We start from the raw sequence: 24,476 nt of genomic DNA on the forward strand, positions 1-24,476 counted from the left end.
ATGACTTTGCCTTTAACCGACCAACTGGTGCAGTGGCGTCGCGAACTGCATCAGCATCCTGAACTTTCGAATCATGAATTTGCCACCACGGAACGTATTACCCGCTGGCTGGAGCAGGCCGGGATCCGGCTGTTGCCGCTGGGGCTGAAAACCGGCGTCGTGGCTGAAATCGGTCATGGCGAACCTCTGATCGCCCTGCGCGCGGATATCGATGCGTTACCGATTGAAGAAACCACCGAACGCCCGTGGCGATCACAGCAGCCGGGCGTGATGCACGCCTGTGGTCACGACGTTCACAGCGCCGTGATGCTCGGCGTGGCGTTGCAGCTGAAACAGCAGGAAGACACGCTGCCAGGCCGGGTACGGATTCTGTTTCAGCCCGCTGAAGAGACCTTTAATGGCGCACGTCAGCTGATTGATGCCGGTGCGCTGGATGGCGTTCAGGCGATATTCGGCCTGCACAACGCGCCCGACCTGCCGCTGGGCACGCTGCGTAGCCGGGCAGGTGCGTTTTATGCCAACGTAGACCGCTTTGTTATCCGCATTGAGGGCAAAGGCGCCCATGCCGCGCGACCGCAGGAGGGCATCGATTCGATTGTAATAGCCAGCCATATCGTAACGGCTCTGCAGACCCTGCCGAGCCGGGTATTCAGCTCGCTGGAAACGGTGGTGCTGAGCGTGACGCGCTTTACCGCCGGAAATACCTGGAACGTGCTGCCACAAAGCGTTGAGCTGGAGGGCACCGTGCGCACCCACAACGGCGAAATTCGGGCGCAGATCCCGCACCGCATGCGATCCCTGATTCAGGGTATTGCCGCCGGGTTTGGTGCGACCGCCGAACTGGAGTGGACTGAAGGACCGCCGGCCCTGATTAACACGCCAGGCTGGGTGGATGTTGCGCTGGACGTTGCCCAACAGAGTGGCTATCTCGCGGAGCACGCTGAGTCGCCGCAGATGGGAGGAGAAGATTTTGCCTTCTATCTGCAGCAGGTTCCGGGGGCGTTTGTCAGCATCGGCAGTGCCAGCGAATTTGGTCTGCATCACGCCGCCTTCGATCCTGATGAAGCGTTGATTGGCCCGGCGGTGGACTACTTCACGCAGCTGGTGCCACGCGCGTTGCAGATTGTGGCGGCGCAATGACGAAAAAAAGGAGTGCTGCTATGTCAGTTCAGGTTCCACAACCGATTCTTGATCATGCTGTGATTAATGTGGCCGACCAGCTCGACAGCGCCAGCGCGCGCTTCCGAAGGCTCGGCTTTCAGCTCACTGAACGGGGTCATCACTCTCTGGGATCGAGTAATCACCTGGCTATTTTTGGTGAGAACTACCTGGAACTGCTGGGCTATGAGACGGGCAAAGGGAGCCAGCGCGCCGATCTCTGGCAATCGCCGCTGGGATTGAGCGGTCTGGTGTGGAAAAGCAGCGATGCAGAGAGTGAGTTTCAGCATCTGCAACGGCAGGATCTGGATGGCGATCCGCCAGCGGCCTTTCACCGTCCGGTCACCCTGCCCGACGGTTCGGTGAGTGAAGCGCACTTTCGGACCGTACGGATTCGCCCTTCGCTGGTACCCAATGGCCGCAGCTTTTTTTGCCAGCATCTGACGCCCGAAGCGGTATGGCAGCCGGCATGGCAGCGTCACCCCAATGGCGTGCGTAATATCAGTGAGTTTGTGATTGTCGCGCAGGATCCGGCGCTTTCAGCGCTGGTCTATAGCCGCCTGTTTGGGGCCGCTAAAGTGCTCGCCTGTCCCGAAGGCGCCTTTGTCCTGCGCGCGAGTGCTGCCACGGTTCGTTTTGCTTCGGCAGACTATGCGCAGCAGCGATTTGGCCCGCTGCCGGAAGACTATGATGGCAGCGCCCGGATGGTCGCGCTGGGTTTTGAGACGGAGGATCTCGGCCTGGTTAAACGCGCGCTGGTGAAGGGTGAAATTGCCTTTCATGAGCAGCCCGAGGCGATTGTGGTGGAGTCTTCAGAAGGTTTTAACCTGGCACTGCGGTTTAACTGAGTACAGATTCAGGAGGGGATGAAAAACGCCTCAACTGAGGCGTTTTTCACAGGCTTTACAACGACACAAATCAGAAAGTGTAGCTGGCGGTCACTGAGAAATTACGCGGTTCGCCGTAGACTACGGAGCTGGCCACGTTAGTGTCATACTCTTTGTCGAACAGGTTATTGAGGTTGCCCTGCAGAGACAGATTTTTGTTCACCTGATAACGGGCGAAGAGATCAACCAGCGCATAGCTGCCCTGACGGGCACGCCAGGTGCCATTGCCTTCCGGGCCACCGACGTCATTCCAGATATGTGTCTGCCAGTTCACGCCGCCACCCAGCGTCAGCTGCTGCAACGTCGGCAGGCGATAGCTGCTGAACAGGTTAAAGCTGGTCTGCGGCAGTTGCGGGTTAAAGGTGCTGCCATCGCGGTTTTCCGCAATGTAGCGCGTGCCGCCCAGGGTCATCTGCCAGTTGTCGGTCAATGCGCCGTTGACTTCAAACTCCACGCCACGACTCACCACGCCTTTACGGCCAATGTACGCGACATCACCTGACCCCTGAACCGTCTGAGTGGTTGCTTCACCGACATTATCCAGCTCGGTGCGGAACACCGAAATCGAGGTGGTGAAGCGACTATCCATCCAGTCAGATTTCAGGCCTGCCTCGTAGTTTTTACCGATGATCGGCGACAGGTAATCGCTGTTTCGGTCGCGATAGTCCTGTGGCTGGAACACCGAGGTATAGCTGGCGTAAGCCGACCAGTTTTCAGCGAAGTCATAAATCAATCCGCCGTAAGGGGTGGTGTTATTTTCTTCCATTTCACCACCAGGCGTTTCACGGTTCCAGTTGGTGTAACGGGCACCGATAATCAGGTGCAGCGGATCGGCGAGCGACAGACGGGTCGCCATATAAGTCGATTTCTGGCGAACCAGTTGGGTATCGCTGGCTGGCAGACGCGGCGTCCAGGCCGATTCCGGATACTGACCGTTAAACTCGTTGTAGTTGCCCAGCGACTCTGATGAGATATTCTCAAAGGTACTGAAGTACTTGTTATCCTGGCGGGTGTAATTGACGCCGACCATCAGCTCATGCTGACGACCCAGCAGTTCATAAGGACCGCTGGCGAAGGCATCAACGGCATCCACTTTGCGTTTACCGGTGTTGTAACCAGTCCCGCCTACCACCGGATAGTTGGCATAGGAAGAGACGCCCGCCCCGGTGTTACGATCGAAATAGCCATCAAGATAGATCTGCTTACTGTCGAGGCGCATCTCGTTGTGCGCGCCGTTCAGTGTGATGTTCCAGCCGTTGTCGAAGTCCTGTTTCAGGTTCACAAAGACTTTACGGTTCTCTTTATCGTTGTAGGCCCAGTCAGGTGCGGTGTTGTAGCCGCGTCGGGTATGTATCTGCGTGCCGTCTGTGTACCAGCGCGGTGCGCCACCCCACATAGTGGAATCCGTATTGACCTGGCTGAATTCATAGCCGACCGAAAGCGTGGCAGAGTCGGTCAGGTCAGCGTCAACCACGCCATAGATAAACTGTTTTTTGGCGCCGTAGCGCTCTATGAAGCTGTTGTTATCCTGCCAGCCCGCGATCAGCCGGCCACGAACATTGCCGGAGTCACTGAGCGGAGCCGAGAGATCGGCCACGTAACGCTGCTTATTCCAGCTGCCGTAACTGGCTGAGACAGTGCCGCCGAACTCTTTGCTGTCGGCGTGTTTGCGCACCATATTGATGGCAGCTGATGGATTGCCCGGTCCGGTTAACAGACCGGTCGCTCCGCGCACCACTTCAACGCGCTCATACATTGCCATATCGGTCTGCGCATCGCCCAGGTTCCAGCGAGCGGCAAAGGCAGTAGGAATACCATCGACCATGTAGTTGTCGATCATAAAGCCGCGCGCATAGTAGTTGGTGCGATCCATATCACCACTGATACCGCGAATACCGGTGGTATTTGCGAGCACATCATTCAGCGACTGGAGTTGCTGATCGGCCATACGCTGCTTACTGACGATGCTGACTGACTGCGGGACATCACGTACGGTGCCCAGCATTTTAGTGCCCGCACGGGTAACCGGTACGCTGTAATCAGTGGCGGGCGAAGCGGCTACGGCATCATCGGCTGACGCGCTGACCGTCATAGTCTGGTTATCGCTGGCAGCGGGTGCGCCGGTCTCTGCGGCATGAGCAGCGTTATGCGCCAGCGACGAGGCGACGATGACAGCCAGCAAGGAGAAGCGGAATGGACGTTGCAGAGCAGAAGTGTCCGTTGCCCTGGGGTGTTGAAGATCGAAAGCGTTCATTAATTCCTCAATTATCTTTATGTTTTTATGCTGCCACTGTCACGACCATGCTTCCTGCGGACATCGCTGCCCTGCTTATGGTTTGAGGAACCAGAAACCTTTCCCTGAGCGCCTGCGCGCGGGTGTGATGAACTTCTAAAACAAATGAGAAATATACGCATTGCGATTATCATTGCAAGATTTTGTTAGCAAACAATACGAATTTTTTCAGGGAATTGTCTGCGTGTGAAAGACGGCTGGAAGATGATAAAGACAGGGAGGCGTTTATAGGGTCAGCACGCCTGCTGACTTGTCAGAGCAACAGGGCTGCTGCATCATTATTTGTTAAAGATAAAATCCTGTAATGGCCGTTCATTGAACTGTAGTTGTCACTCCTGATACCACAATATCTGCCTTAAATCTTTTATCACCTTATTTAACACCAGATATTGCAGGAATTTGTACGTGCGCAAAATTTCAATGCTTAAAGCGCTGATAACGACCACCGTTTTCAGTGTTTTTTCAGCCCACTCCGCCACACTTGTGGAGACCGTGAGTGCGGACTGGGATAATTTCAGTGATAAAGTCGCCACAACCTGGCAGCAGCCAGAAGGTTACGACTTTTATCTGCCCGCGATTACCTGGCACAACCGTGCCACTTACGATCGTGAACACATCAATAAATATAATGAAAGGCCCTGGGGCGCGGGCGGAGGTATCTCCCGCTACGATGAAAAAGGGAACTGGAACGGCATCTACTTAATGGCGTTTAAGGACTCCTTTAATAAATGGGAGCCCTTTGGTGGCTATGGCTGGGTGGCAACATGGCGTCCGCTGGCCGACCAGAATTTTCACTGGGGAGCGGGTTACACGGCGGGCTTTACCGCACGGCACAACTGGGATTATATTCCGGTGCCAGCGATACTGCCGCTGACCTCTGTCGGCTATGGCGATCTCGATTTCCAGATGACCTATATTCCCGGCACCCATAACAACGGTAACGTCTATTTTGCCTGGCTGCGCTACCACTTCTGACAGTTGCCGATATAAGCGTTAGCGTGACATCGCCATGAGCGAGAGATCGTCCAGCGTGAGGGTTTCGCCATCATAGCGATGACGCAGCAGATGGTAGCTTTCGCATTCAATAATCTGCTCTACCGCGTCCGAAAAGATAGTCATGGCGCTGCGCATCTGACTCAGATAGTCATGGGTGTCATAGACCCGATCGATTCCTTCAAGCGCATGGTTCATGATTTTTCGGGCGACGTCATTAGGCGTGTCGAGCGCTGAGAGTTTTGAACGCGCAGTCCTGCGCAGATCGCGCGGGGTAAACGCCTCCAGTCCCAGCCCACGGGGAGCGCGGATCATCCGGCGAAGTGCCTGGTTCAGCGCGCCTTTTGACAGCGGCTGTTGCGGATCGCGTGGCGCGGGCACCAGCCAGGGTGAGGCTGGTTCGGCGGCGCGCAGCAACGCTTCGATGCACTGACGCATCAGCGGTGAAATGGGCAGCACATGCTCCCGCTGCGACTTATTGCGCGTACCCTGCATCCACAATCCTAATTGCAGATCGAACTCCGCTTTCTGCGCCTGCACAATTTCATCCGGCCGCCGGGCGCTGACCAGGCATAAACGCAGCGCCCAGCGCGCCTGTTCCGAGAGTGCCCAGTTATCCAGCCCGTGCCAGAACACCCAGATTTCTGCATCGGTAAGTTGCCGACTGCGCGGCGGCGTAGCGCGACCCGCGACATCACGCTTTTTCATTGAAGCTATGGGTGAATGATCGAGATAGCCCTGCATCTCGGCCCAGGCAAGAAATTGTTTGGTCAGCGCGAACACCCGCCGCGCCTCCTCTTTTTTACCGTCGGCGATCAGAATGTTATAGAGCCGGTTAAGGCGTAAGCGGTTCAGCGTTTTGAGTGGCTGCGAACCGATCTTCGGCAGGACATGTTTCAGCAATGAGGAGATGGCGATCTCAGGACGCCGCCGACTTATCAGCAGCGAGAGTTTTACCCAGACCTTCATCACCTGCTCTACCGAGCCTTCATCGCCAAAATTATCCAGCTCGCTGAGTGAAGCCTTTTTAACCTGCTCCAGCCAGATCAGTACATGGCGGCCTACGTGGGCTGAACGCGCAGGGATCTGTGTCAGATCTGGGGTCACATTTATACCTGTTTGTCACTGCAGAGCGGGCCATTCTATCCATTGTTTATCTATGACTCCAGACCTAATAAGTCTGGAGTCACAAAGACGCGTTCTGATGAAATCTGAGGAAGTTTTCGGGTGATGACCAACAAGTAAAACTAACGTCACTTCTCCCTTCTGGTCACGGTTATGGGGAATAAATAGCCCATTGTTATGGAATGTAAAGGTGGCTTACCGCGATATACAATGATAACTATTATCATTATCATACGCATTTGCTTACATGCCTTAATACTTCAGGGAGATTTTCTAAGTGAATGTAACCATGCGTGTCCATAAGCGCCCTGTTGCGCTACTGCTGGCCGGTTTATTGAGTACCTCTGCTAACGGCGCTAATCAGGAAGAGACAGAAAAGCTGGCTGATGATGAGACGATGCTGGTCACCGCTGAACAGGAGCTGAAACAGCAGCCTGGCGTTTCGGTGATCACCTCGCAGGACATTGAGAAAAACCCGCCGGTCAACGACCTTTCCGACATTATCCGTAAAATGCCAGGCGTTAACCTTACCGGCAACAGCGCCAACGGCGTACGCGGCAACAATCGTCAGATCGATATTCGCGGCATGGGGCCGGAAAATACGCTGATTCTGATCGATGGTGTGCCGACCACCTCGCGCAATTCGGTGCGTTATAGCTGGCGCGGCGAGCGCGATTCCCGCGGTGACTCAAACTGGGTACCACCAGAGATGGTTGAACGGATTGAAGTGATTCGTGGACCGGCGGCAGCGCGTTACGGTTCCGGCGCGGCTGGTGGCGTGGTTAATATCATTACCAAACGCCCGACCAATGACTGGAGCGGATCGCTGTCGCTCTACACTAACCAGCCGGAAGATGATAAAGAAGGCGCAACCCGCCGCGCTAACTTTAACCTGAGTGGTCCGCTGGCGGGCGATGCCCTGACCATGCGGCTCTATGGCAACATCAACAAAACCGACAGCGATGCTTTCGACATTAACCAGTCACAAAATGGTTCTGCCGCCGCCGGTCGTGAAGGCGTCCGCAACAAAGACATCAATAGCGTGCTGTCGTGGAAGATCACGCCATTACAGGTGCTGGATTTCAGCTACGGATACAGCCGTCAGGGCAACATTTACACCGGGGATACCCAGTACAGCAACGGTGCCGGTAATGCCTTGATCGAATCTCTCGATGGTTCGGAAACCAACCGTCTGTATCGTCAGACCTGGGGCCTTGCGCATAATGGCATCTGGGACTGGGGACAATCTAAGCTCACCTTTAACTATGAAAAAACCAATAACACCCGCCTGAATGAAGGCACGGCGGGTGCGGGTGAAGGCCGGATCAACAGCAACACGTTCTCAACCAGTCGCTTTGAAAGTTACCGGGCAGGAGGCGAAGTCAGCTTCCCGCTGGAACTGCTGCGTGAACAGACCGTTACGCTGGGAGCCGAGTGGAACCGAGATGAGCTGAACGATCCAAATTCAATGAACGGCACCAGTGCGCCTGGCGTATCCATCGACGGTGTCAGTGGTGATGCGGGCAGCCGCAACAGTAAAAACAGCGCAACGCTGAGCTCACTCTATTTTGAAGATAATATTGCTGCGACCGATAGCACTGAAGTGATCCCCGGTCTGCGTTTTGATTATCACGACACCTTTGGTGCGAACTGGAGTCCGTCGCTCAATATTTCTCAGGCTCTGGGAGAAAGTTTTACCCTGAAAGCGGGTATCGCCCGTGCGTTTAAAGCCCCTAACCTTTATCAGTCCAGCGAAGGCTATTTACTGGCGACGCGGGGAAATGGCTGTCCGATCAACGTTACCCGTGGCAGTTGTTATCTGCTGGGTAATGAAAATCTCGATCCTGAAGTCAGCGTAAATAAAGAGTTGGGTATCGAGTTCAGTCAGGATGGCTATATTGCGGGTATCACCTGGTTCCGCAATGACTATAAAAACAAAATCGTCTCAGGGACGGAAGTATTGGGTTACGCCTCAAATGGCAACAATATCCTGCAATGGAGTAACGGCGGCAAAGCGGTAGTCGAAGGTCTGGAAGGCAATTTCACTATCCCGCTGGTCAGTGACGAGCTGGAGTGGCGGACTAACGCAACTTATATGATCGAGTCGAAGGATAAAAAGACCGGCAATCCGCTGTCGATTATTCCTGAATACACGATCAATACAATGCTGGACTGGCAGGTGACGCAGGATTTCTCCACTAATCTGAACTGGACGATGTATGGCCGTCAGAAACCACGCCAGTATGCGGAATCCCGCACAGAAAACAATTCAATGTCGAATCGCGAAGTTGGTGCTTATTCAGTATTTGGGATCAATTTTAATTATGACATCACCAAAAATCTGCGTGCCAATGCCGGGATTAATAACCTGCTGGATAAACAGCTATATCGCGAGGCTGATGGCGCATCGACCTATAACGAACCGGGACGCGCTTATTATGCCGGGCTGACAATGTCCTTCTGATCTGCAGCAGCGCTTCCCGGTGGAGGCGCTGTTTTATCTTCATCGACTAACCTCCGGTTTACACTCTCCCCGTTTTATCTTCTCAATGTTGATCTCTGGCTGCCGCTTAACGAGCCGGAAAGTATCTGACTCACGGGTATGGCATTAAATACTTACATTCCCTCTGGAAAGCGTAACGACAGGTAACTAATGTCGTGATTCCTGTATCCCGGCCAGCGAAACACCCCAGAGTGCGGCTATGCTCTGTCGGGTTCAACCTGCAACTATAACTAACTATCAGGATATTAAGTGATGAAAAAATTATCAGTTATCGTTATTGCTACCGGACTGTTTTTGTCGGTGAATTTACAGGCTAATGCCCAGGGCTGTCTTAAGGGTGCTGCAGTAGGCGGCGTCGCAGGTCATGTTGCTCATCATGGTGTGGCCGGTGCCGCAGCGGGCTGCGCAGTCGGTCATCATATGGCGAAGAAAAAACAGAAAGAGGCTGAGCAAAATCAGCAGTCTCAAAAATAAGCTGAGGTTGTAGCATCAATGTAAATCAGCCGATTACCGGGCAATGATGATGTCCGGTGATCGCTGAGTGATAACTATTCTGACTCTGTTGCATCGCTAAAGTATGGCGCATTAAGGGCGGCCGGTTATGGTAATTATGTTTATTTGAACTCGATGTCTTTAAAGGTGCAGTGATTTAGGTGAGTGACCAGAAATTTGAATAAGGTACGCATATTTTTAATTCAGACAGTGGAAAACGTCTTTTGAAAAAACGTCCTTTATCGACCCAGCCGCACAATGCCATGCCATCTTCATATTCAATTACCACCATTATTCTTCTTCTTTTTCTTCGCCGAACAATGGTGCCCACTTCAATCATGCGGATGCCTTAACCGCACTATTGCCGGTTACGTCATGGGTATCTGAAAGTATCGTTCTGACAATGAAGTCATTACTTTTTCTCAGATCTCCAATCGCTGGCTGGAGTTTTCCATATATCCGCATACCTTCCAGCATCATGAAAATGCTTTGAGCCATGACTCGCGCATCTTCATCCTGGCGAAATACCCGCTGATCCTGGCCTCTTTTTAAGATGTTCTCTATCTCGTTAATTAAATGGTTAAATTTAAAGGAAACTTTCCCTTTAACCTCTTCGTCTCCGGGTAAAAGTTCACTGGCTGCCGCAATAGTAAAGCACCCTTTCTCTCCGGCAGGAGCAGATGATAACTGAGCCACAAATTCGAGCGTTTCTCGCAATGCAGCTTCTGGCGACATTTCTTCATTTCGTTTCACTGTCCTTGAAATGCCTTCATCCATATATCGCTGCAAAGCAGCCAGGTAAATAGCACGCTTATCGGGATAAAGTTTATAGATGCTGGCACTTGCCAGACCCGATGCTTTCATAAGATCAGCCATAGATGTTGCCTGATATCCCTTCTGCCAGAAGCATTCGAGTGCGGTGTTGAGGAACGCCTCTGGATCGAATTCTCTGGGTCTGCCTGCTGATGCTTTCATAAGGTTCTCCTGTGCTGACGATTGATTGTAGATCGATCAATCTACAATTAAAAGGCTTTATCTAAACCTTGCGTTATAAGTCATGCTTTTTGCCTGGTAAAATTTTATGCTGAGTCAGCGGACAGGTTCAGGTGAGTCATTGGCCGCCTTCTGGCGGCGGCAGGCAAATACTTATAATGGGATTACAGTCTGGACCTGATGCTGAAAAACGTAGGGATCTGATAGCAACTCATATTCTTCATCGTCCGGATAGGTAACAGCAATTTGATACTGTTCGCCTGCAAAGGCTTTGATGGCTTCTAAATCTTCCCAGTACGTCGCAAGGAACAAATGTTCCCACTCACCCTGCGTTTCTCTGCGTACATACGCTCCCAGATTCCCTGGCGTCGCTTCTGAATGTTCAACACCAGTCTTCTGCAAGTGAGTTGCAAAACCTTCAGCGTGCCTGGCCGGTACGCATCCGTGCCATGTTCTGACAATCATGTTGCTATCCTCATGTTGTTGAAGGGTTTTAACCATAACATGACAATGCAGGAACAACGATTCGTTCTCTGGGGGTGTAAGATGGAATATTAATAAATTACTTACCGGCTAGTTGACCATAAACAGAGCGTCGGGCATACAAACAATCGCCCATTTTGACCATCATAAAGCTCATGCTTTTTGTCTTAAGAAAGACCGACGTGATAACCTTCGAACATACGATAATTTCGCCTGACGTTTGGTTTACCATGAGAACTAACCGGTTCAGGGAACTGCCGCTTATCAGCGCCAAATACTTAAGACTCAGGGAGAGAGCTGCCAATGAATACCTATTCAACCCGCCGTTTCGCGCTGTTAATTACCGGAGTGCTTGGCTGCTTATTTACTTTTTTTGTGTGGCGCAATGAAATTGACCGTAATACCTTTCTGACTCAACCTGTGCTCGACGCATTATGGTGTGCCGTCCTGCCGCTGGGACTGGCTCTTTTTTTTATTATTAAAAAATGGGGTAAAGGTGAGGCTGTCAACGGCATAATGAATAACATCAAACTTTTCGCAGGGTCCGTTCTGCTGATGGCCTTTTTTAGCTATATGCTGCTGACCACGGTTATCTGGCTTCTTCCGGGCACCCTCAGCAAGTATACCGCTTATAGCGAGTTTTCGGGCGGCGGGCGTCACGACTGTTCGGGTGTTGAGGTTAACGATCCGGACCTGCAAAGACGGATAAAGGTCTGTGAACCCGTGGGCAATTATTTTGCCGGCGGAACGGTTCGCGTGACTAAACGAAGCAATGCGGCAGGCATGAGCATTGTTAACGCTAAAATCAAAGAGTAAACGTCATTACGCAGCTCGGGGCCTGAGTACCTTCAGGCCCACACATAAACAGCATGATTTCTTTATACAACAGCCGTCATTCTTTTGTTAAAACTCAGAACTCGATATCTTCCAGGCTGAAGATTTCAGTCTGATCATTGTAGGAAAAAATTATGCCAGAATCACAATCACCATCGTGAGCAATACCCAGCCTATGGCGTGAATATCTTTATGCATGATAGCCTGAGCCAGATAGCCGCCTACGCCGGGCAGCGTATAAGCGTTATTGCCCACGGTGATCGCTTCGGAGGCCACGAAAAAGAACCAGCCACCAGACATTGACATCATCATGTTCCAGATCAGCCCCGGAACGGCAAAAGGCACGTCCAGTTTCCAGAAACATTGCCATGCTGTCAGATGGAAACTGCGGGAAACCTCCACCAAATCCGCAGATACGGTGCGTAACGATTGATAGAAGCTAAAGGTCATGTTCCATGCCAGGCTGGTGAACAATGCGAAGATCGCCGCCAGCTCTACGCCCAGTACCTGTCCAGGAAACAGCGCAATAAAGAACGTCACGGTAAAAGAGATTTAGCCTAGCACCGGAACGGATTGCAGAATATCGAGTGTGTATGAGTAAATCCCTCAAACTTTTTTTTATACCCGCGCCATGAATTTATAAAAATTATAGGCTGATGTCAGCTGATGTATCTTTATTGCAACGGCTGAATACTGTGATGACTGAATCAATTCACTTAAACCAGGGATACTCGTTTGTGTTAAAACAATGTTTCAAGGCAACCAGGCCTGAAACATGACGGAGCAGAAATGAGAACGCAGAAGCGATGTATGGGATATGTGGCCATCGTGGTTGATGACTATGATCGGGCAATTGAGTATTACACCGAAAAGCTGGGTTTTACCCTTGTTGAGGATACACCGCAGCCAGGTAAACGCTGGGTTGTAGTTACACCTGACCCTGAAAGCGATTGCAATCTTCTTCTGGCTCGCGCTTCAGATGACAGACAGGAAGGTTTTATCGGCAATCAGTGCGGCGGAAGAGTATTCCTTTTTCTGCAGACGGATGACTTCTGGCGAGACTATAAAGCCATGAAATCGAAAGGCGTTACATTCTCCCAGGAGCCTCGTGAAGAGGAGTACGGAACCGTGGTGGTTTTTGAAGATCTGTACGGCAACCGCTGGGACCTTTATCAGAACAGGCAGAATTAAACACCAAAGCCAGTTGTGTATCAGGCATTCAGATGAACAATCAAAGCACGAACCCTGCCGGGATACTTCAGATCAGCGGGGAGTTTTTTGCAGCATCCCCTGAGCACTCAGCTGTCAGTTAAGCGCTCGCAAGCAACCGAGCGCGTCTGATAACAGACTTACTTTCCTCACCAGCTATAACATTCAGATCCGCAAATCAGTTTCACTAATCCAGCGATCTATCCGATATTTTTAGCTGCGCCCTGGCATTATAAAAACGACGATAGGATAAATAGACAGCAATGATCGTTGACAGACTGGCAGTTCCTATCAGCATAAACGTAACCATAATCTGATACTTAATCGCCTTGAGCGGATCTATTCCGGCGAAAATCAGTCCGGACATCATCCCTGGCAGGCTGACCAGTCCGACGGTTTTGGCAGCGTCCACCGTCGGCATCATAGCTGTACGAATGCTGTCGGCAATGATGCGGCCCGATGCCAGCTTCACCGATGCGCCAAGGCTCAGCATCTCCATAATTTTCTGCTGGTTGTCGCTGAAGCGCTGGTTCAGGTTGCTGTAACAGAGCCCTACTGCGACCATGGCATTACCGGCGATCATGCCCGTGATGGGGATGACCTGCATCGGAACAAACGCTATCGCTCCGCTCAGCACCAGAATCGTTAGCGTGATAACGGTGCCACTAAAAATAGCGACAAACGATATCGTAAAGGCGTTATCAATATTTCGTCCGCGTTTACGGGCGTTGATCGCGGCATTAACGCAGATAAACAGCACCATCAATACCGTGAGCCAGCTGTTATTAACATCGAAGATCGACTTTAATACAAAGCCGACAATGACCAGCTGAATTATCGCCCGGGATACACTCCAGAGAATATCTTTGCTCATGCCGAGCTTTTCTTTCTGGCTGATAAGCAGCGCTATAGCCACCAGCGTCAGTGACAGTAACAGCGAGGTGTCACTGATATTATGCTGATTCACGCTTATTCTCCTTTTCTGGCGGCTCAAGCCGAAGCACCTGCTCAGCCTGCTGGATATCGTTAACGTCATGGCTAATCCGCACCACGGCTACCTTTTCTTCAGCTGCGATCCGGTTAATCAGTGAAAGTACTGATAGTCTGTTCTCTTCATCAAGTGCGCTGGTGACTTCATCCAGCAACAGCACCTCAGGCATAAACTGCAGATTGCGCAGTAGTCCGACACGCTGTTTTTCTCCGCCTGAAAGTTGTTCAACAGGTTTATTCAGCACATCCCCTGAGAGATTTACGCTTTCCAGCGCAGCAACAAGTTTGTCCCGCTGAGGTTTCTGACGGCGAATCTGCCATGGCAGCGCCAGGTTGTCATATACCGTCTGACCAAACAGTTGCGGCGTCTGAAAACAGTACGAGACCTGCTGGCGATAGGCCTCTGCTCTCAGCGTGGTGATATCACTGTTCCTGAAGAAAAGTTGCCCGGAGGTGGGGGTAATCAGCGAAGCAAGGATTTTGAGGAAGGTACTTTTTCCGCTTCCGGATGGGCCGGTCAGCAAGACGCAATCACCCTGATATAACTGCAGGGAGACCGGTTTCAGTAGCTGCCTATCCCCGACTGAAAAAGCGACATCCTGCACATCCAGCAGGAGTGAAACTCTGTCCATATTTACGCCTCAGGACCTGACAAATTGAGTGTTGGCATTATCAAAAAAAGCAGGAGTTACCCTTCACAGTCAGATTACCGGTACTGCATGTTGCAGCGCGATCGCACTGCTGTCGTGGGCGCGGCAAATGTACATCAGACTATGAAATATAAGGCATTTAATTGCGGCTATGCATCTTCTGAGTAAAAAATCAGTGTGTGGAGGTGTCCGCCAGCCAAAACTCAATATGATCCTGCGCGAGGAACGTGGCAGGCATCGGGTTTAAATCAGAGTGGCAGACACGCTGCCACCCGACAATTATTTGTTTTTCCAGCTGGTAGAGACCGGGTTGGTTACGGTGTTTTTTTCCTGAGTATAGGTGCCGTTCTGCTGCGCAATGGCTTCACCGGTATCCACAATGGCATTCTGAATAAAGACGTTCTGCTCGTCACCCCTGATAAAAGTTAACTGATGAAAAGCCGTTTTATTGCCCCAGTCAGCAGAAGGCAGAGAGATAAAACGCACCGTGAAAGTTTCATCATCAAACTTGCCCTGCATGACGTAAACACCGTAGTGGTTTTCGCCCTGAGAAATGATTTTATAGGTACCGTTGTCGTAATAATAAATCTCCGCATCCGGAAACGGCTTTTTGTCATACATTTTTCGGTAGTGCAGCACCTGTTTGATGGTGGGCTGGCCGAAGCTGACGGTGAGGTTGTTACCATCTGCCGACGTCGTCAGACCTTCAGCGTGAACACTGCTCATCAGCATTAACAGACTTGTAGCGGCCATTGCGGTTGCTTTCACTCTCTTTCTCCTCAGCGGATTACGGGGACAACAAGCGTATGAGACCCCAGAACTTACACGGTGGTGAGTATCTGTTGAAGAGGCAGATAACATATTATTACACAATGTTATAATCACCCCCTGCAACCTGGCGACTTGAGCCGTAGTTGACCGGGTTGCCCGATATCGAAAGCGCTCGGATGCAGAAGGAAGCGGTTATCGCATTGAAAATAAAAAATAAACGCCAGGCTGACGTTTAAAGTTCGCCAGTGACGCTTAATGCCGCAACGCGGTGGAAAGCTGTTTAACTGCTTAAACGAATATCGGTCTGCTGCCGGCCGCTATAACAAAACGGCGCAGACCGATCTTTCGCGGGTAAATCCGGGCTGTATCCTGCTCTTTTACAGAAAATCAGGCACTAAGCGCAGACAGCCCAGGGCAAGGGGAACGTTTATTTCAGCGGTTCCGGCAGCGTTACGATCCACAACTCGCTGTCCGACTCCGGTTTCTTCAGCGGCTTCACGCCGATCGTCGTTGCAACCGGCTCACCCTCTACAGTAAGTTCCCCCTTTTCGTTAAGCCGATAATCCTTGCGCTTCTTACCTTCCACCGGATTTTGCATGACCGTTTTCACGCCGAAGTCATTGTCATTGGCGACCGCCAGGGTTTTACTGTCGATAAGCGCCAGTCCTTCGGCCTTCTCCTGCTGCCAGCCGAGTTGACGTAAATCGACCACCAGCGTTTTAGCTGCGAGCTTAATGCCTCGCTGCGCCAGCGCTTTCTCGTCGTCCGACTCCGGATACTCACCAGGCTTATCGAATGCGGCAAGATCGGTAGCCGCACTGAGGTCCACCTTATAGATAAGGTTGCGCATCGCGTCGTTTTTATCGCTGCCTTGTTCAATCAAGAGAATATGCTGATTATCGAGCGCCACGATATCGCCAATTTTGGCGTCGCTGTTTTTACTATAAGCCTGGCTGTCGATAGGGTATCCATACATCGCGGTTTTCCCGGTCGCCGGATCGAAGCTCACCAGGCGGGTAAAGCGCGCCTGCTTTTTACTTTTACCGTTGATATCCAGCGTACTCTGCACCGCGGCGATGATGCGCCCGTCCGGCATACGGGTAAGCCCTTCAAAACCACGATTAGGCTGACGCCACTTAAGAATATTAGGCAGTCCGCCCGCAATGGATTTTTCCCCTTCATTAGCCTGCGGCCCGTGAATCGCCAGAATCTTGCCGCGTTGATCAACGTTAATCAGAAACGGGCCATATTCGTCGCACAACCAGTACCCGCCCTTCCCGTCCGGCGTAATTCCTTCCGTATCCAGACCACGGTTATCGCCCTTCAGCACTTTCAGTGTGTCGCTTAACGCGACTTCATTGGTTGAGCCGATGACACCATCCTGTAGCGGCAATCCGTTAATATTGCCCTTGTCGTCATGCAGCGGTCGGGCATCCGTGGCTTCTGCTTTGCCGTTCTGCACCCGAATATTCATCAGCAGCGGAGCGAAATCTGGCGTGACGAAAATTTTTGACTCATGTTTGCCCACATCGGGTGAGTCGGCATTCGGCCCACGATCGGTGACGGTCGCGAAGGTGAGCGCATCCCCCTGCTTACCGGTAAAAAGCAAACCGGAGCCGATTCCCACCGGCAAACCATCCGGAAACGCACTGGCGAACGCGCCGCTGTAGCTGACGCGCGCACCTTCCGGAAAACTGACGATATAGTGCTCAGCCTGAGGTTGCGCCGCAAGACCAGAAAAAGAGAGCGCACAACTGATAATCAAAGAAATCGTTTTTATTTTCATAATATTAAAATCCATGAGGGAAAGCTGACAGCGTAAAGACGATAAATGACAGGAAAATGATATTTGCGGTAAAAACGGACTGCTAACAGGTTGATTTTTCCACCGTTAAGGCGCCGGCTGGTGAGGTGGTGAACGTAGAGTGTACGTTGCCTTGTGCACAACGCTGTCTCCTCAGTGCCAGGATCTGACATTGGCAGAAAAATGATTTTTATTCATCACCCTATTGCTATCATTATGCACTTCCGGATGTGAACCACAGTTGAGAAAGCTTGCGGGCTACTCACTTTTCAAAAAAAGGATTTGATATGTTTATGCGCCGTGCTTCTCTGTTTTTAATGTCAATGATGGCTATATCCCAGGCCCATGCTGCTAACCTGCGGGCTGCCGATGTAATCACCTTTGATGTTGCCGGGGTAAAAACCGGTATGGATTATGATGAGGCCGTAAAAGCCATGACTGAGCACTTTCATGTGCCAGCATCATCGTTAGACGTTGATAAATACCCGGCTCTAAATGTGGTAACAGGAGATAAGCAGCCACAGTATATTGCTTACGAAAAAAACGGCGTCAAACTGCTTGTACATTTTGAAGGCCGTGTTCCTGCAGATCCGAAACATGCGCTGGCTGTGTCTCAGATTTCTTACGAGCTCCCATACTCCACTGAGAATAAAAATGCCATGGCCAAAGCCGCCGTTGAAAAATATGGTGTCCAGTCAAATGCACCTTATACACCAATGGTTTGGTGTAAAGCGCCCGGAAAAATGGCAACCATGGCATGCGGCCCGGATCCTGAGCAGCCGGTACTGAAATTATCAGGCACATCCCTGGAGATGAATGACCCATCGTGGACAAATGCCCGTATTAAACTGATGGACAGTAAACAAACCCGCACACCTGGTTTCTAAAGTGACTGATGCCGCCAGATGATCTTCTGGCGGCTAAGTGCCAGACGCTGATCATGGTTTTATGACAAAGGCTGAAGAGCAGCAGGTGATATTCAGGCGAGATGATTATCAAACGTGATGCGGGACAGATCTGCACAAAGCCAGCTCAGATAAGCTTTCAGTCCTTATTGAAAATTTTTATACACACAGAGCCTCAGCCACCAGCAGGCTGGCATTTTCTAATGACTTTAATCTGACTCAACGTCTCCCTTCCGCCCATAACAAACCTCTATCAGACACATGATTTCTTAAAGCCCAGGCTGATAAAAGATGACAAGGCCATACTCTCTGCTCTGAGGTGCTGAGTAACTCCCAGAGCAAGTTCGCATACTGAAATGTGTACTCGCTCCGGGAGAATTTTCATAGGGTGAAACTGCGAACTGAACTGATGTTCTGTTTACAGTAAATCAAAGACATGCTGTGGTATCTCTTCACCAGAACATCCCTGTATTTACCTGTGGTAAGTGTTCATCAATGTGTGATGTTTATTGTTCAGGCGATTTTTCTATGCCGCTAGCAGAATTACTTATTCGCATCTGAAGACGAGAAATGTGTCCGGTGATATCTGCCGTCCTTTCTGCTAATCCCCGGATAGCACTGGCGATGACAGAAAACCCACGGCCATGTACACCTGCTCTCGCGGCTTCGATACTGGCGTTCAGTGAAATGAGTTTGATCTGCGCAGCAATAATCCCGTTTTCAGAGACGAGTTCGGCAATTTCTTTTGCGGTTTCGGCGGTCTGAATGTTTCGCCTGACTTCGCTTTCCTCATGTCGCCCACGGTCTTTACGGCCCTGAATATCAATAAGCGCGCCGACGGCACGCAAAGGGGTACCATCAGGTGCACGTTTAGTCTGCCCGCGGGCCTGAAACCACCGGTATTCACCACTTCGCAGTTTAAGACGATATTCAATATCAAAACCGGTTTTACCACTGAAGTCCATCAGGTGGCTGACGAAAGCATCGAGCGCATTCTGTTTGTCATCCGGGTGAAGGCGTGATGCCCAACTGTCCATCACATCAGGGAACTCTTCAATGGTTTCAAAACCCAGCAGCTTCCTGAACTGCGGTGACCACCAGAATACGTTGTCGGGATTCAGGGGATTTCCGCCAATAATATCCAGATCCCAGAGGCCGTCATTAAGCATTTCGCGCGACAGGTCAAAACGGGTGGAGACAATATCAAACTTGCGGGACTGTGACGTTTCTTCTTCTGTATTCTCTATAACGGCAACCAGGCGCGGCGGCGTAAATTCACGACTGTATGATGCACGGATGCAAAACCACTGAAAGGTATTTGCGCCAGTTTTGATCAGGCAGCGTAACAGCTTTTCATCACCGCTATGTTTGAGTGTATGACTTATCAAACCTTTGAACGCTTCCCGGAAATCCGCATGGATCATCTGGATCAGCGAAGAGAGCCCGACCTCCTTCTGCAGAGGCAATCCCATAAGCTGGCGTGCTTCAGGTGAAACAAATGCAGGCGCGTCACTTTTAAGATCGGTCGTCTCAACATACCAGTAGCCTTTCTGGCTGAGGTTCATAATACATTTCAGCAGCGTGGCATCACTATGATCCACATCCATCGTTTCATCGATAAATTTCTCAGCGATATCCATCGTTGTCGGCTCTTTGGCGGACTGTTTCCGGAATAAATTCAGCATTATTTCTCCTGGTGAGCATATACAGGCATAAAAATATGCCTGAAAGGGTTATCGGCAGAACCTTCTGGATATTCAGTTAAAGGTCGCTGGTTTGAATTAATACTGTAACAAGATGCTATAGATAGCTCGCCAGCGACAACTACCGGAGCTGATGTGATGGATGAGCCTCACCGCCAGCGGGCTAAATTTATTTTTTTGAAATCATGTGGCGCGAAATTATCTTTGGTCTATGATATCTGAAAAATTTCAGGCCTTATAATCCCGACGCTCCGATCCCCCATGAAGATTCACAGTGAATTGTTATGCTGAGTTTTGACATACGGTTGTGAGTTTATATTTTCCGGCTATCGCAGGTATTAAATGAGTGGCTTAGCTTTGAGCTGCCACCTCTGCCTGCAGACAAAAGTCCGGACATGACTTATTGATATCCATAAGTATAATTCGTCAACGCATAAGAGAGCCTGGCTGCTGATCATATTAAATGCATTAACAGGGTTTAATATTTAACTTAAGCGATATTTTTATGGGATTGGTTTCAATTTGTTTCTGGTTTACCATACCAGATACCATCAGCCTCATGCAGACCCGTGAGTTAAATAAATATGGCATTTTATGTTCATGAAACTTGCCCGCTCACTGACATCATAGCTATGTATCTCGTACTTAATAACCGTAGACAATTTAAGGCCTCCGGAAAAACGACGTTTGCAAAAGATTAATTTCCCGCCGCAAACAAAACAGGGTTTTAAAAAAGGTTTTCTATTCCGTTCCCGCTCAGGTCATCAATGCCTTACAGAAATACGTTTCAGGATATTTAAATGAATGAAAAATTGAAAGATGCTGATGCTCGTGCAACTTATCAGCAGCTAATTAAATCGGGCGAGTTTAAACCTTTTTTTCAGCCGATAGTCTCACTTGAGGATCAGCATGTAGTGGGTTTTGAATTGCTGGCACGGCGTATTTTGCCCGAAGGGCTTATCGTATCTCCGGCTGAGTTCATTCCGGCTATGGAACATCATGGGTTACTCAATGAGCTGATGACAAGTCTGGCCGCTCAGGGATTCATGACAGCGAGCACCTGGCCAGAACACCAGTTTCTGTCTTTAAACGTTTCTCCTTCACAACTGAACGGTAAGCACCTTCCCGAAATTTTAAGAAAACTGGCTGAACGTTATCAGTTCAGCCTTTCGCGGCTCAGGATAGAAATCACCGAGACAGCATTGATCGATGATATTGAGACGGCTCATGCAGAACTCGAAGCATTGTCTGAAATGGGTTGTATGATTGCTATGGATGACTTTGGCACCGGCTGTTCAAGCCTTGCCTGGCTTATCCAGCTTCCCGCCAGCACGATTAAGATTGATGGCAGTTTTATTCGTTCAATGCTTCAGAAAAAGGATAGCCGGAAAATTATCTCCAGCGTAGTCGGTTTGGGCCGCAGCCTGGATATGGACGTCATTGCTGAGGGTGTTGAAACAGAGGAACAAGCTGAGATGTTGCGGGGTATCGGCTGCGCTTATGCACAAGGCTACTTATTCAGCAGGCCGATCCCGGCTGAAGAAACACATAATTTTCTCACCGCTGGCTCTGGCCGTAAATTTCATAGTCGTGTGGCACGAATGTCTCTTGAGCAGCGCGCGCATCAAATTTCATCGATGTTTGCTGCGCCTGACACCTCTATCTGCTTTCTTAGCCCTGAACTGATGATTGTTGACGCAAGTGATACCTTTGCAGCGCGGGTTGGCTGGCCAATGCAGGACATTACCCATCGCCATATTTTTGAAGTGATACCGTCTCAAGCTGAGAAGCTGCTTTGGTTGCAGGATTTCAGGACAAAAGGTCTTCCTTACCCTCCGTTTGAAGTAAAGCTGCCCGGCGGTAGCACCGATTTGGTTATGATTACGCGGGTGGAGGATGAGGCAAAAGATTTACTGGGGTTTTGTGTGTTTGGCTTTAACATTGACCGTCAGAACAGCCTTGTTCAGCCTTAGTGCCAGTTTACGACATCAGATGATACTTCCCTGTCGCTAAAATAACCTTAACGGTGCAGGCTTCAGTTTCAGGTTGTTAGCTGAAGATGGGGAAAATGTCCGCCTGGTCGGAAGCGGACATTATTAACAACGCCTCTTTTCATCAACTAATTGCAGCCACTTCACTTTCAATCTTTATGCATCAGCCGGGTCAGCATCTCGCAGAAGGCTTCGCTTGCTGGGTTAACGCGGTATTTGTTCAGGCGTAGCAGGCAATCAACCGAAGGCAGAGGCATCAATTTCTCAAGTTCAGACACGCTACAAATCGCTTTATCAACGCTGTATTGATTGAGTATTCCCACCCCCAGCCCCGTAGTTATTGCCGCAAGCATACCTGCTACTGAAGGACACTCCAGCATCACAGCAAATGGAATGTTTGCCTGGCGAAGTTTCTCCTCAGCCAGGTTACGGTAATAGCAATCCGGTCCCCAGGTAATAAGCTTCAGGCTCTTATCCGAGTCATGTCGCCAGGCAGGCGTTGCGTACCAGTATAAATTTTCACTCCACAATACCGTATCTTCCGTCGATGCCGTGCCCGTGAAATCCTGATGTAAAATGATCTCCAGACTTCCTTCAGAAAAATGCTGACGCAGGAGATGACTTTGCTCCACCACCAGTTGTATATCCACCTCTGGATGGTGGTGAGTGAAGGTTGAAATCACCCCGCATATTTCAGTCATTGAGATGTGTTCAGTGACCCCGATTCGCAGCTTGCCACGCAGTGCCGAAGGCGAAAAATAGGCTACGGCATGATCGTGTTCAGTAAGTATTTTTTCCGCATGTTGCAGCAGAACGCTGCCCTTTTCTGTCGGAACGGCTTTTCCGGCGATGCGCGTTAATAGCTGGCATTGAAGTTGATCTTCAAGCCGTCTGAGCTTCCAGCTTACAGCGGACTGGCTCAGGTTGAGGAGTAATGCGGCCTTACTCATATTGCCCGTTTGCAGCACGGTCCGGAACACTCTGAGTGAGTCAACGGAGAGTCGTTTATTCATTTTTGTATGACAAAAGTAGGATTACAGCGGGAAAGAATGTCACTGGTGTCATATTCAGTCAACGGATAGCCTGACTGAAACAAACACAACGGAGAAAGTAGATGCCCGCTAATAACCCATTACTGAATGACGACGTTCTGATAAACGGTTGTCGCATTGCGACCGGAGTCCATGGTTCAGGAAGACCTCTGGTGCTGGTTCATGGCACGCCCGCACACTCAATAATCTGGCAGTCACTGGTGCCGGTATTTGTCGATGCGGGTTTTCATGTTCATCTGTATGACCTGGCTGGGTTTGGCGCGTCAGAGCGCCCTTTGACGGCTGATACTTCGGTTACCGCTCAAGTCAGTTTTCTGCTGAAACTGCTTGAACACTGGCAGCTCGAAAAAACAGATCTTTTTGGTCACGATATCGGCGGGGCCATTTCACTCAGACTGGCGTTCGACAACCCATCCCTTCTGAAGACGCTTACGATTGCCGATATTCCGAGCTACGATTCCTGGCCTTCGCCCACATGGAAAGATATGCGGGATCACTATGCGGATTATGCGCTGATTCCCGCCACTGAGCATTACCGCGCGATGTGGCGCCAGTTAAAGATGGCTGTTTTTAATAAGGATCGTATGACAGAGCAGCGGCTGGATAGTTATCTTGCACCGCTTTGTGGTGTGGTAGGGCAGCCTTCATTTTATCAGCATCAGGTTGCGCACTATAATGAATGTTACACCAGTGACTTTGCAGAAAAATTGCCGCAACTCCGGCTGCCAGTACAGATTTTATGGGGCGCCGAAGATGAATGGCAACCCGTTGAGTATGCAAGGCGTTTGCAGCGCAACATCGTCTCTTCCACGCTGCATATCTTTGAACAGGCCGGACACTTTTTAATGGAAGATGCCCCCTTGCCAGTCGCCGCACAGGTAATTGATTTTGTTAATCAACATAATATGAGGTAGAGCCATGATCCTGATCGGAATGCTGGATTCACCCTATGTCAGACGGGTTGCTATTTACATGAAAGTAATGGGTATTCAATTCGAGCATCGCCCGCTTTCGGTATTCGGCGATTTTGATGCCTTAACGAAAATTAACCCGGCCGTTAAAGTTCCAACGCTTATCACAGATGATAATCAGGTGCTGATCGATTCCACACTAATCATTCATTACCTTGAGAAATATTGCGGTCATTCGCCTGCACCTACATCTGCGTCCGGCGTGGAAGAGCTCCGGGATCTGCATCTTACCGGCTTCGCCCTGGCAGCCTGCGAAAAAGCGGTGCAGATTGTGTACGAACAGCGTCTCAGGCCTGAAGAAAAACAGCACCAGCCCTGGGTGGATCGCGTAACTCAACAACTGCATGGTGCCTGGCAGACGCTGGAGAACGGGCTGCGGGAAAGTCATCCTGACATGCTGTCTGTGGCCGGTATCAGCATCGCAGTGGCCTGGAGTTTTACAGAATTGATGCTGCCGGATACCATCAGCCATGCGCAGTATCCGGAATTGGCCGGGTTTACATTGCTGGCCGAACAGCGACCGGAATTTCTGGCAACGCCTTTGATTTAATGAGGATGGGTTTTGTATATGAGAGCCCAATGATGCCTTACCTAATGTATAAAGAACTTATAGCTTTAGAATTAGTCGATAGCAAAAGGTGACTCAATGAGCACCAATTGAATATCTTC

At 50.4% G+C, this 24,476-nt stretch carries 23 protein-coding genes; 11 read left to right on the forward strand and 12 right to left on the reverse strand.

Annotated features, from left to right (window positions below):
• Complete coding sequence (locus ACMGGP_RS22750; protein WP_187501437.1) at nt 1-1,140, forward strand: amidohydrolase; 1,140 nt, start codon at nt 1-3, stop codon at nt 1,138-1,140.
• A gap of 20 nt (nt 1,141-1,160) precedes the next feature.
• Entirely contained in the window at nt 1,161-2,006 is an 846-nt protein-coding gene (locus ACMGGP_RS22755; protein WP_498798944.1) for a VOC family protein, read from the forward strand.
• 70 nt (nt 2,007-2,076) lie between these two features.
• On the opposite strand, the gene fhuE is transcribed toward ACMGGP_RS22755, so the two are convergent.
• A complete protein-coding gene (gene fhuE / locus ACMGGP_RS22760) occupies nt 2,077-4,299 on the reverse strand; it encodes a ferric-rhodotorulic acid/ferric-coprogen receptor FhuE (protein WP_498798945.1) in 2,223 nt (740 codons plus the stop codon).
• Between the two features lie 444 nt (nt 4,300-4,743).
• Between fhuE and pagP the strand changes: the two genes are divergently transcribed.
• Nucleotides 4,744-5,313 carry a lipid IV(A) palmitoyltransferase PagP gene (gene pagP, locus ACMGGP_RS22765; RefSeq protein ID WP_498798946.1) on the forward strand — a complete coding sequence of 190 codons (570 nt, stop codon included), beginning with the start codon at nt 4,744-4,746 and terminating at the stop codon, nt 5,311-5,313.
• A gap of 18 nt (nt 5,314-5,331) precedes the next feature.
• On the opposite strand, the gene ACMGGP_RS22770 is transcribed toward pagP, so the two are convergent.
• Nucleotides 5,332-6,438, reverse strand: coding sequence for a tyrosine-type recombinase/integrase (locus ACMGGP_RS22770; protein WP_498798947.1), 1,107 nt, complete (start codon nt 6,436-6,438; stop codon nt 5,332-5,334).
• Nucleotides 6,439-6,733: 295 nt separating this feature from the next.
• On the opposite strand from ACMGGP_RS22770, the gene ACMGGP_RS22775 reads away from it, so the two are divergent.
• Nucleotides 6,734-8,920, forward strand: a complete 2,187-nt coding sequence (locus ACMGGP_RS22775; RefSeq protein ID WP_033743907.1) for a TonB-dependent siderophore receptor — start codon at nt 6,734-6,736, stop codon at nt 8,918-8,920.
• 288 nt (nt 8,921-9,208) lie between these two features.
• Nucleotides 9,209-9,433, forward strand: a complete 225-nt coding sequence (locus ACMGGP_RS22780; protein WP_498798948.1) for a hypothetical protein — start codon at nt 9,209-9,211, stop codon at nt 9,431-9,433.
• Between the two features lie 175 nt (nt 9,434-9,608).
• Here the strand turns inward: ACMGGP_RS22780 and ACMGGP_RS22785 are convergent, their stop codons facing one another.
• The 3 genes from ACMGGP_RS22785 to ACMGGP_RS22795 all read right to left on the reverse strand — a co-directional run bounded on the left by ACMGGP_RS22785 (nt 9,609) and on the right by ACMGGP_RS22795 (nt 10,909).
• A complete protein-coding gene (locus ACMGGP_RS22785) occupies nt 9,609-9,791 on the reverse strand; it encodes a hypothetical protein (RefSeq protein ID WP_073999505.1) in 183 nt (60 codons plus the stop codon).
• Complete coding sequence (locus tag ACMGGP_RS22790) at nt 9,788-10,426, reverse strand: TetR/AcrR family transcriptional regulator (RefSeq protein WP_158149870.1); 639 nt, start codon at nt 10,424-10,426, stop codon at nt 9,788-9,790. The genes ACMGGP_RS22785 and ACMGGP_RS22790 overlap by 4 nt, the downstream gene beginning before the upstream one ends.
• A 171-nt stretch (nt 10,427-10,597) precedes the next feature.
• On the reverse strand, nt 10,598-10,909 hold the full coding sequence (locus ACMGGP_RS22795) for an antibiotic biosynthesis monooxygenase (protein ID WP_498798949.1): 312 nt from the start codon (nt 10,907-10,909) through the stop codon (nt 10,598-10,600).
• Between the two features lie 321 nt (nt 10,910-11,230).
• Between ACMGGP_RS22795 and ACMGGP_RS22800 the strand changes: the two genes are divergently transcribed.
• Nucleotides 11,231-11,743 (forward strand): hypothetical protein, encoded by a 513-nt coding sequence (locus ACMGGP_RS22800; protein WP_010247039.1) that lies wholly within the window; start codon nt 11,231-11,233, stop codon nt 11,741-11,743.
• 150 nt (nt 11,744-11,893) lie between these two features.
• Here the strand turns inward: ACMGGP_RS22800 and ACMGGP_RS22805 are convergent, their stop codons facing one another.
• The gene (locus tag ACMGGP_RS22805; RefSeq protein ID WP_498798950.1) at nt 11,894-12,301 is read right to left on the reverse strand and encodes an ABC transporter permease subunit; all 408 of its coding nucleotides are present in this window, start codon (nt 12,299-12,301) and stop codon (nt 11,894-11,896) included.
• A gap of 270 nt (nt 12,302-12,571) precedes the next feature.
• Between ACMGGP_RS22805 and ACMGGP_RS22810 the strand changes: the two genes are divergently transcribed.
• The gene (locus ACMGGP_RS22810) at nt 12,572-12,952 is read left to right on the forward strand and encodes a VOC family protein (protein ID WP_498798951.1); all 381 of its coding nucleotides are present in this window, start codon (nt 12,572-12,574) and stop codon (nt 12,950-12,952) included.
• 205 nt (nt 12,953-13,157) lie between these two features.
• Here ACMGGP_RS22810 and fetB read toward each other — a convergent pair whose 3' ends face one another.
• The 4 genes from fetB to ACMGGP_RS22830 all read right to left on the reverse strand — a co-directional run bounded on the left by fetB (nt 13,158) and on the right by ACMGGP_RS22830 (nt 17,167).
• Nucleotides 13,158-13,937, reverse strand: coding sequence for an iron efflux ABC transporter permease subunit FetB (gene fetB / locus ACMGGP_RS22815; protein ID WP_010247036.1), 780 nt, complete (start codon nt 13,935-13,937; stop codon nt 13,158-13,160).
• Complete coding sequence (gene fetA, locus ACMGGP_RS22820) at nt 13,924-14,592, reverse strand: iron efflux ABC transporter ATP-binding subunit FetA (RefSeq protein WP_182504804.1); 669 nt, start codon at nt 14,590-14,592, stop codon at nt 13,924-13,926. The genes fetB and fetA overlap by 14 nt, the downstream gene beginning before the upstream one ends.
• A gap of 297 nt (nt 14,593-14,889) precedes the next feature.
• Nucleotides 14,890-15,378, reverse strand: a complete 489-nt coding sequence (locus tag ACMGGP_RS22825; RefSeq protein ID WP_187513810.1) for a hypothetical protein — start codon at nt 15,376-15,378, stop codon at nt 14,890-14,892.
• A 430-nt stretch (nt 15,379-15,808) separates the two neighbouring features.
• A complete protein-coding gene (locus tag ACMGGP_RS22830; RefSeq protein ID WP_498798952.1) occupies nt 15,809-17,167 on the reverse strand; it encodes an esterase-like activity of phytase family protein in 1,359 nt (452 codons plus the stop codon).
• Nucleotides 17,168-17,472: 305 nt separating this feature from the next.
• On the opposite strand from ACMGGP_RS22830, the gene ACMGGP_RS22835 reads away from it, so the two are divergent.
• On the forward strand, nt 17,473-18,072 hold the full coding sequence (locus tag ACMGGP_RS22835) for a hypothetical protein (RefSeq protein WP_033768909.1): 600 nt from the start codon (nt 17,473-17,475) through the stop codon (nt 18,070-18,072).
• Nucleotides 18,073-18,596: 524 nt separating this feature from the next.
• Here ACMGGP_RS22835 and ACMGGP_RS22840 read toward each other — a convergent pair.
• The gene (locus ACMGGP_RS22840) at nt 18,597-19,775 is read right to left on the reverse strand and encodes a methyl-accepting chemotaxis protein (RefSeq protein ID WP_010247031.1); all 1,179 of its coding nucleotides are present in this window, start codon (nt 19,773-19,775) and stop codon (nt 18,597-18,599) included.
• 818 nt (nt 19,776-20,593) lie between these two features.
• On the opposite strand from ACMGGP_RS22840, the gene ACMGGP_RS22845 reads away from it, so the two are divergent.
• On the forward strand, nt 20,594-21,766 hold the full coding sequence (locus ACMGGP_RS22845) for an EAL domain-containing protein (RefSeq protein WP_010247030.1): 1,173 nt from the start codon (nt 20,594-20,596) through the stop codon (nt 21,764-21,766).
• 167 nt (nt 21,767-21,933) lie between these two features.
• On the opposite strand, the gene ACMGGP_RS22850 is transcribed toward ACMGGP_RS22845, so the two are convergent.
• Nucleotides 21,934-22,797, reverse strand: coding sequence for a LysR family transcriptional regulator (locus tag ACMGGP_RS22850; protein WP_498798953.1), 864 nt, complete (start codon nt 22,795-22,797; stop codon nt 21,934-21,936).
• A gap of 101 nt (nt 22,798-22,898) precedes the next feature.
• Between ACMGGP_RS22850 and ACMGGP_RS22855 the strand changes: the two genes are divergently transcribed.
• Nucleotides 22,899-23,750, forward strand: a complete 852-nt coding sequence (locus tag ACMGGP_RS22855) for an alpha/beta fold hydrolase (RefSeq protein ID WP_187513813.1) — start codon at nt 22,899-22,901, stop codon at nt 23,748-23,750.
• A 4-nt stretch (nt 23,751-23,754) separates the two neighbouring features.
• The gene (locus tag ACMGGP_RS22860) at nt 23,755-24,357 is read left to right on the forward strand and encodes a glutathione S-transferase (protein WP_163641302.1); all 603 of its coding nucleotides are present in this window, start codon (nt 23,755-23,757) and stop codon (nt 24,355-24,357) included.
• Nucleotides 24,358-24,476 lie beyond the last annotated feature (119 nt).

It is taken from the genome of Curtobacterium sp. BNK-1 (genome assembly GCF_048685235.1).
Taxonomy (GTDB): Bacteria; Pseudomonadota; Gammaproteobacteria; order Enterobacterales; family Enterobacteriaceae; genus Pantoea; species Pantoea agglomerans.

Coding starts and splice junctions, on each gene's coding strand:
- ACMGGP_RS22750 (WP_187501437.1), top strand. CDS start 1: ATGACTTTGCCTTTAACCGACCAACTGGTGCAGTGGCGTCGCGAACTG.
- ACMGGP_RS22755 (WP_498798944.1), top strand. CDS start 1,161: ATGTCAGTTCAGGTTCCACAACCGATTCTTGATCATGCTGTGATTAAT.
- fhuE (WP_498798945.1), bottom strand. CDS start 4,299: ATGAACGCTTTCGATCTTCAACACCCCAGGGCAACGGACACTTCTGCT.
- ACMGGP_RS22785 (WP_073999505.1), bottom strand. CDS start 9,791: ATGATTGAAGTGGGCACCATTGTTCGGCGAAGAAAAAGAAGAAGAATA.
- ACMGGP_RS22790 (WP_158149870.1), bottom strand. CDS start 10,426: ATGAAAGCATCAGCAGGCAGACCCAGAGAATTCGATCCAGAGGCGTTC.
- ACMGGP_RS22795 (WP_498798949.1), bottom strand. CDS start 10,909: ATGATTGTCAGAACATGGCACGGATGCGTACCGGCCAGGCACGCTGAA.
- ACMGGP_RS22800 (WP_010247039.1), top strand. CDS start 11,231: ATGAATACCTATTCAACCCGCCGTTTCGCGCTGTTAATTACCGGAGTG.
- ACMGGP_RS22810 (WP_498798951.1), top strand. CDS start 12,572: ATGGGATATGTGGCCATCGTGGTTGATGACTATGATCGGGCAATTGAG.
- fetA (WP_182504804.1), bottom strand. CDS start 14,592: ATGGACAGAGTTTCACTCCTGCTGGATGTGCAGGATGTCGCTTTTTCA.
- ACMGGP_RS22830 (WP_498798952.1), bottom strand. CDS start 17,167: ATGAAAATAAAAACGATTTCTTTGATTATCAGTTGTGCGCTCTCTTTT.
- ACMGGP_RS22835 (WP_033768909.1), top strand. CDS start 17,473: ATGTTTATGCGCCGTGCTTCTCTGTTTTTAATGTCAATGATGGCTATA.
- ACMGGP_RS22840 (WP_010247031.1), bottom strand. CDS start 19,775: ATGCTGAATTTATTCCGGAAACAGTCCGCCAAAGAGCCGACAACGATG.
- ACMGGP_RS22845 (WP_010247030.1), top strand. CDS start 20,594: ATGAATGAAAAATTGAAAGATGCTGATGCTCGTGCAACTTATCAGCAG.
- ACMGGP_RS22850 (WP_498798953.1), bottom strand. CDS start 22,797: ATGAATAAACGACTCTCCGTTGACTCACTCAGAGTGTTCCGGACCGTG.
- ACMGGP_RS22855 (WP_187513813.1), top strand. CDS start 22,899: ATGCCCGCTAATAACCCATTACTGAATGACGACGTTCTGATAAACGGT.
- ACMGGP_RS22860 (WP_163641302.1), top strand. CDS start 23,755: ATGATCCTGATCGGAATGCTGGATTCACCCTATGTCAGACGGGTTGCT.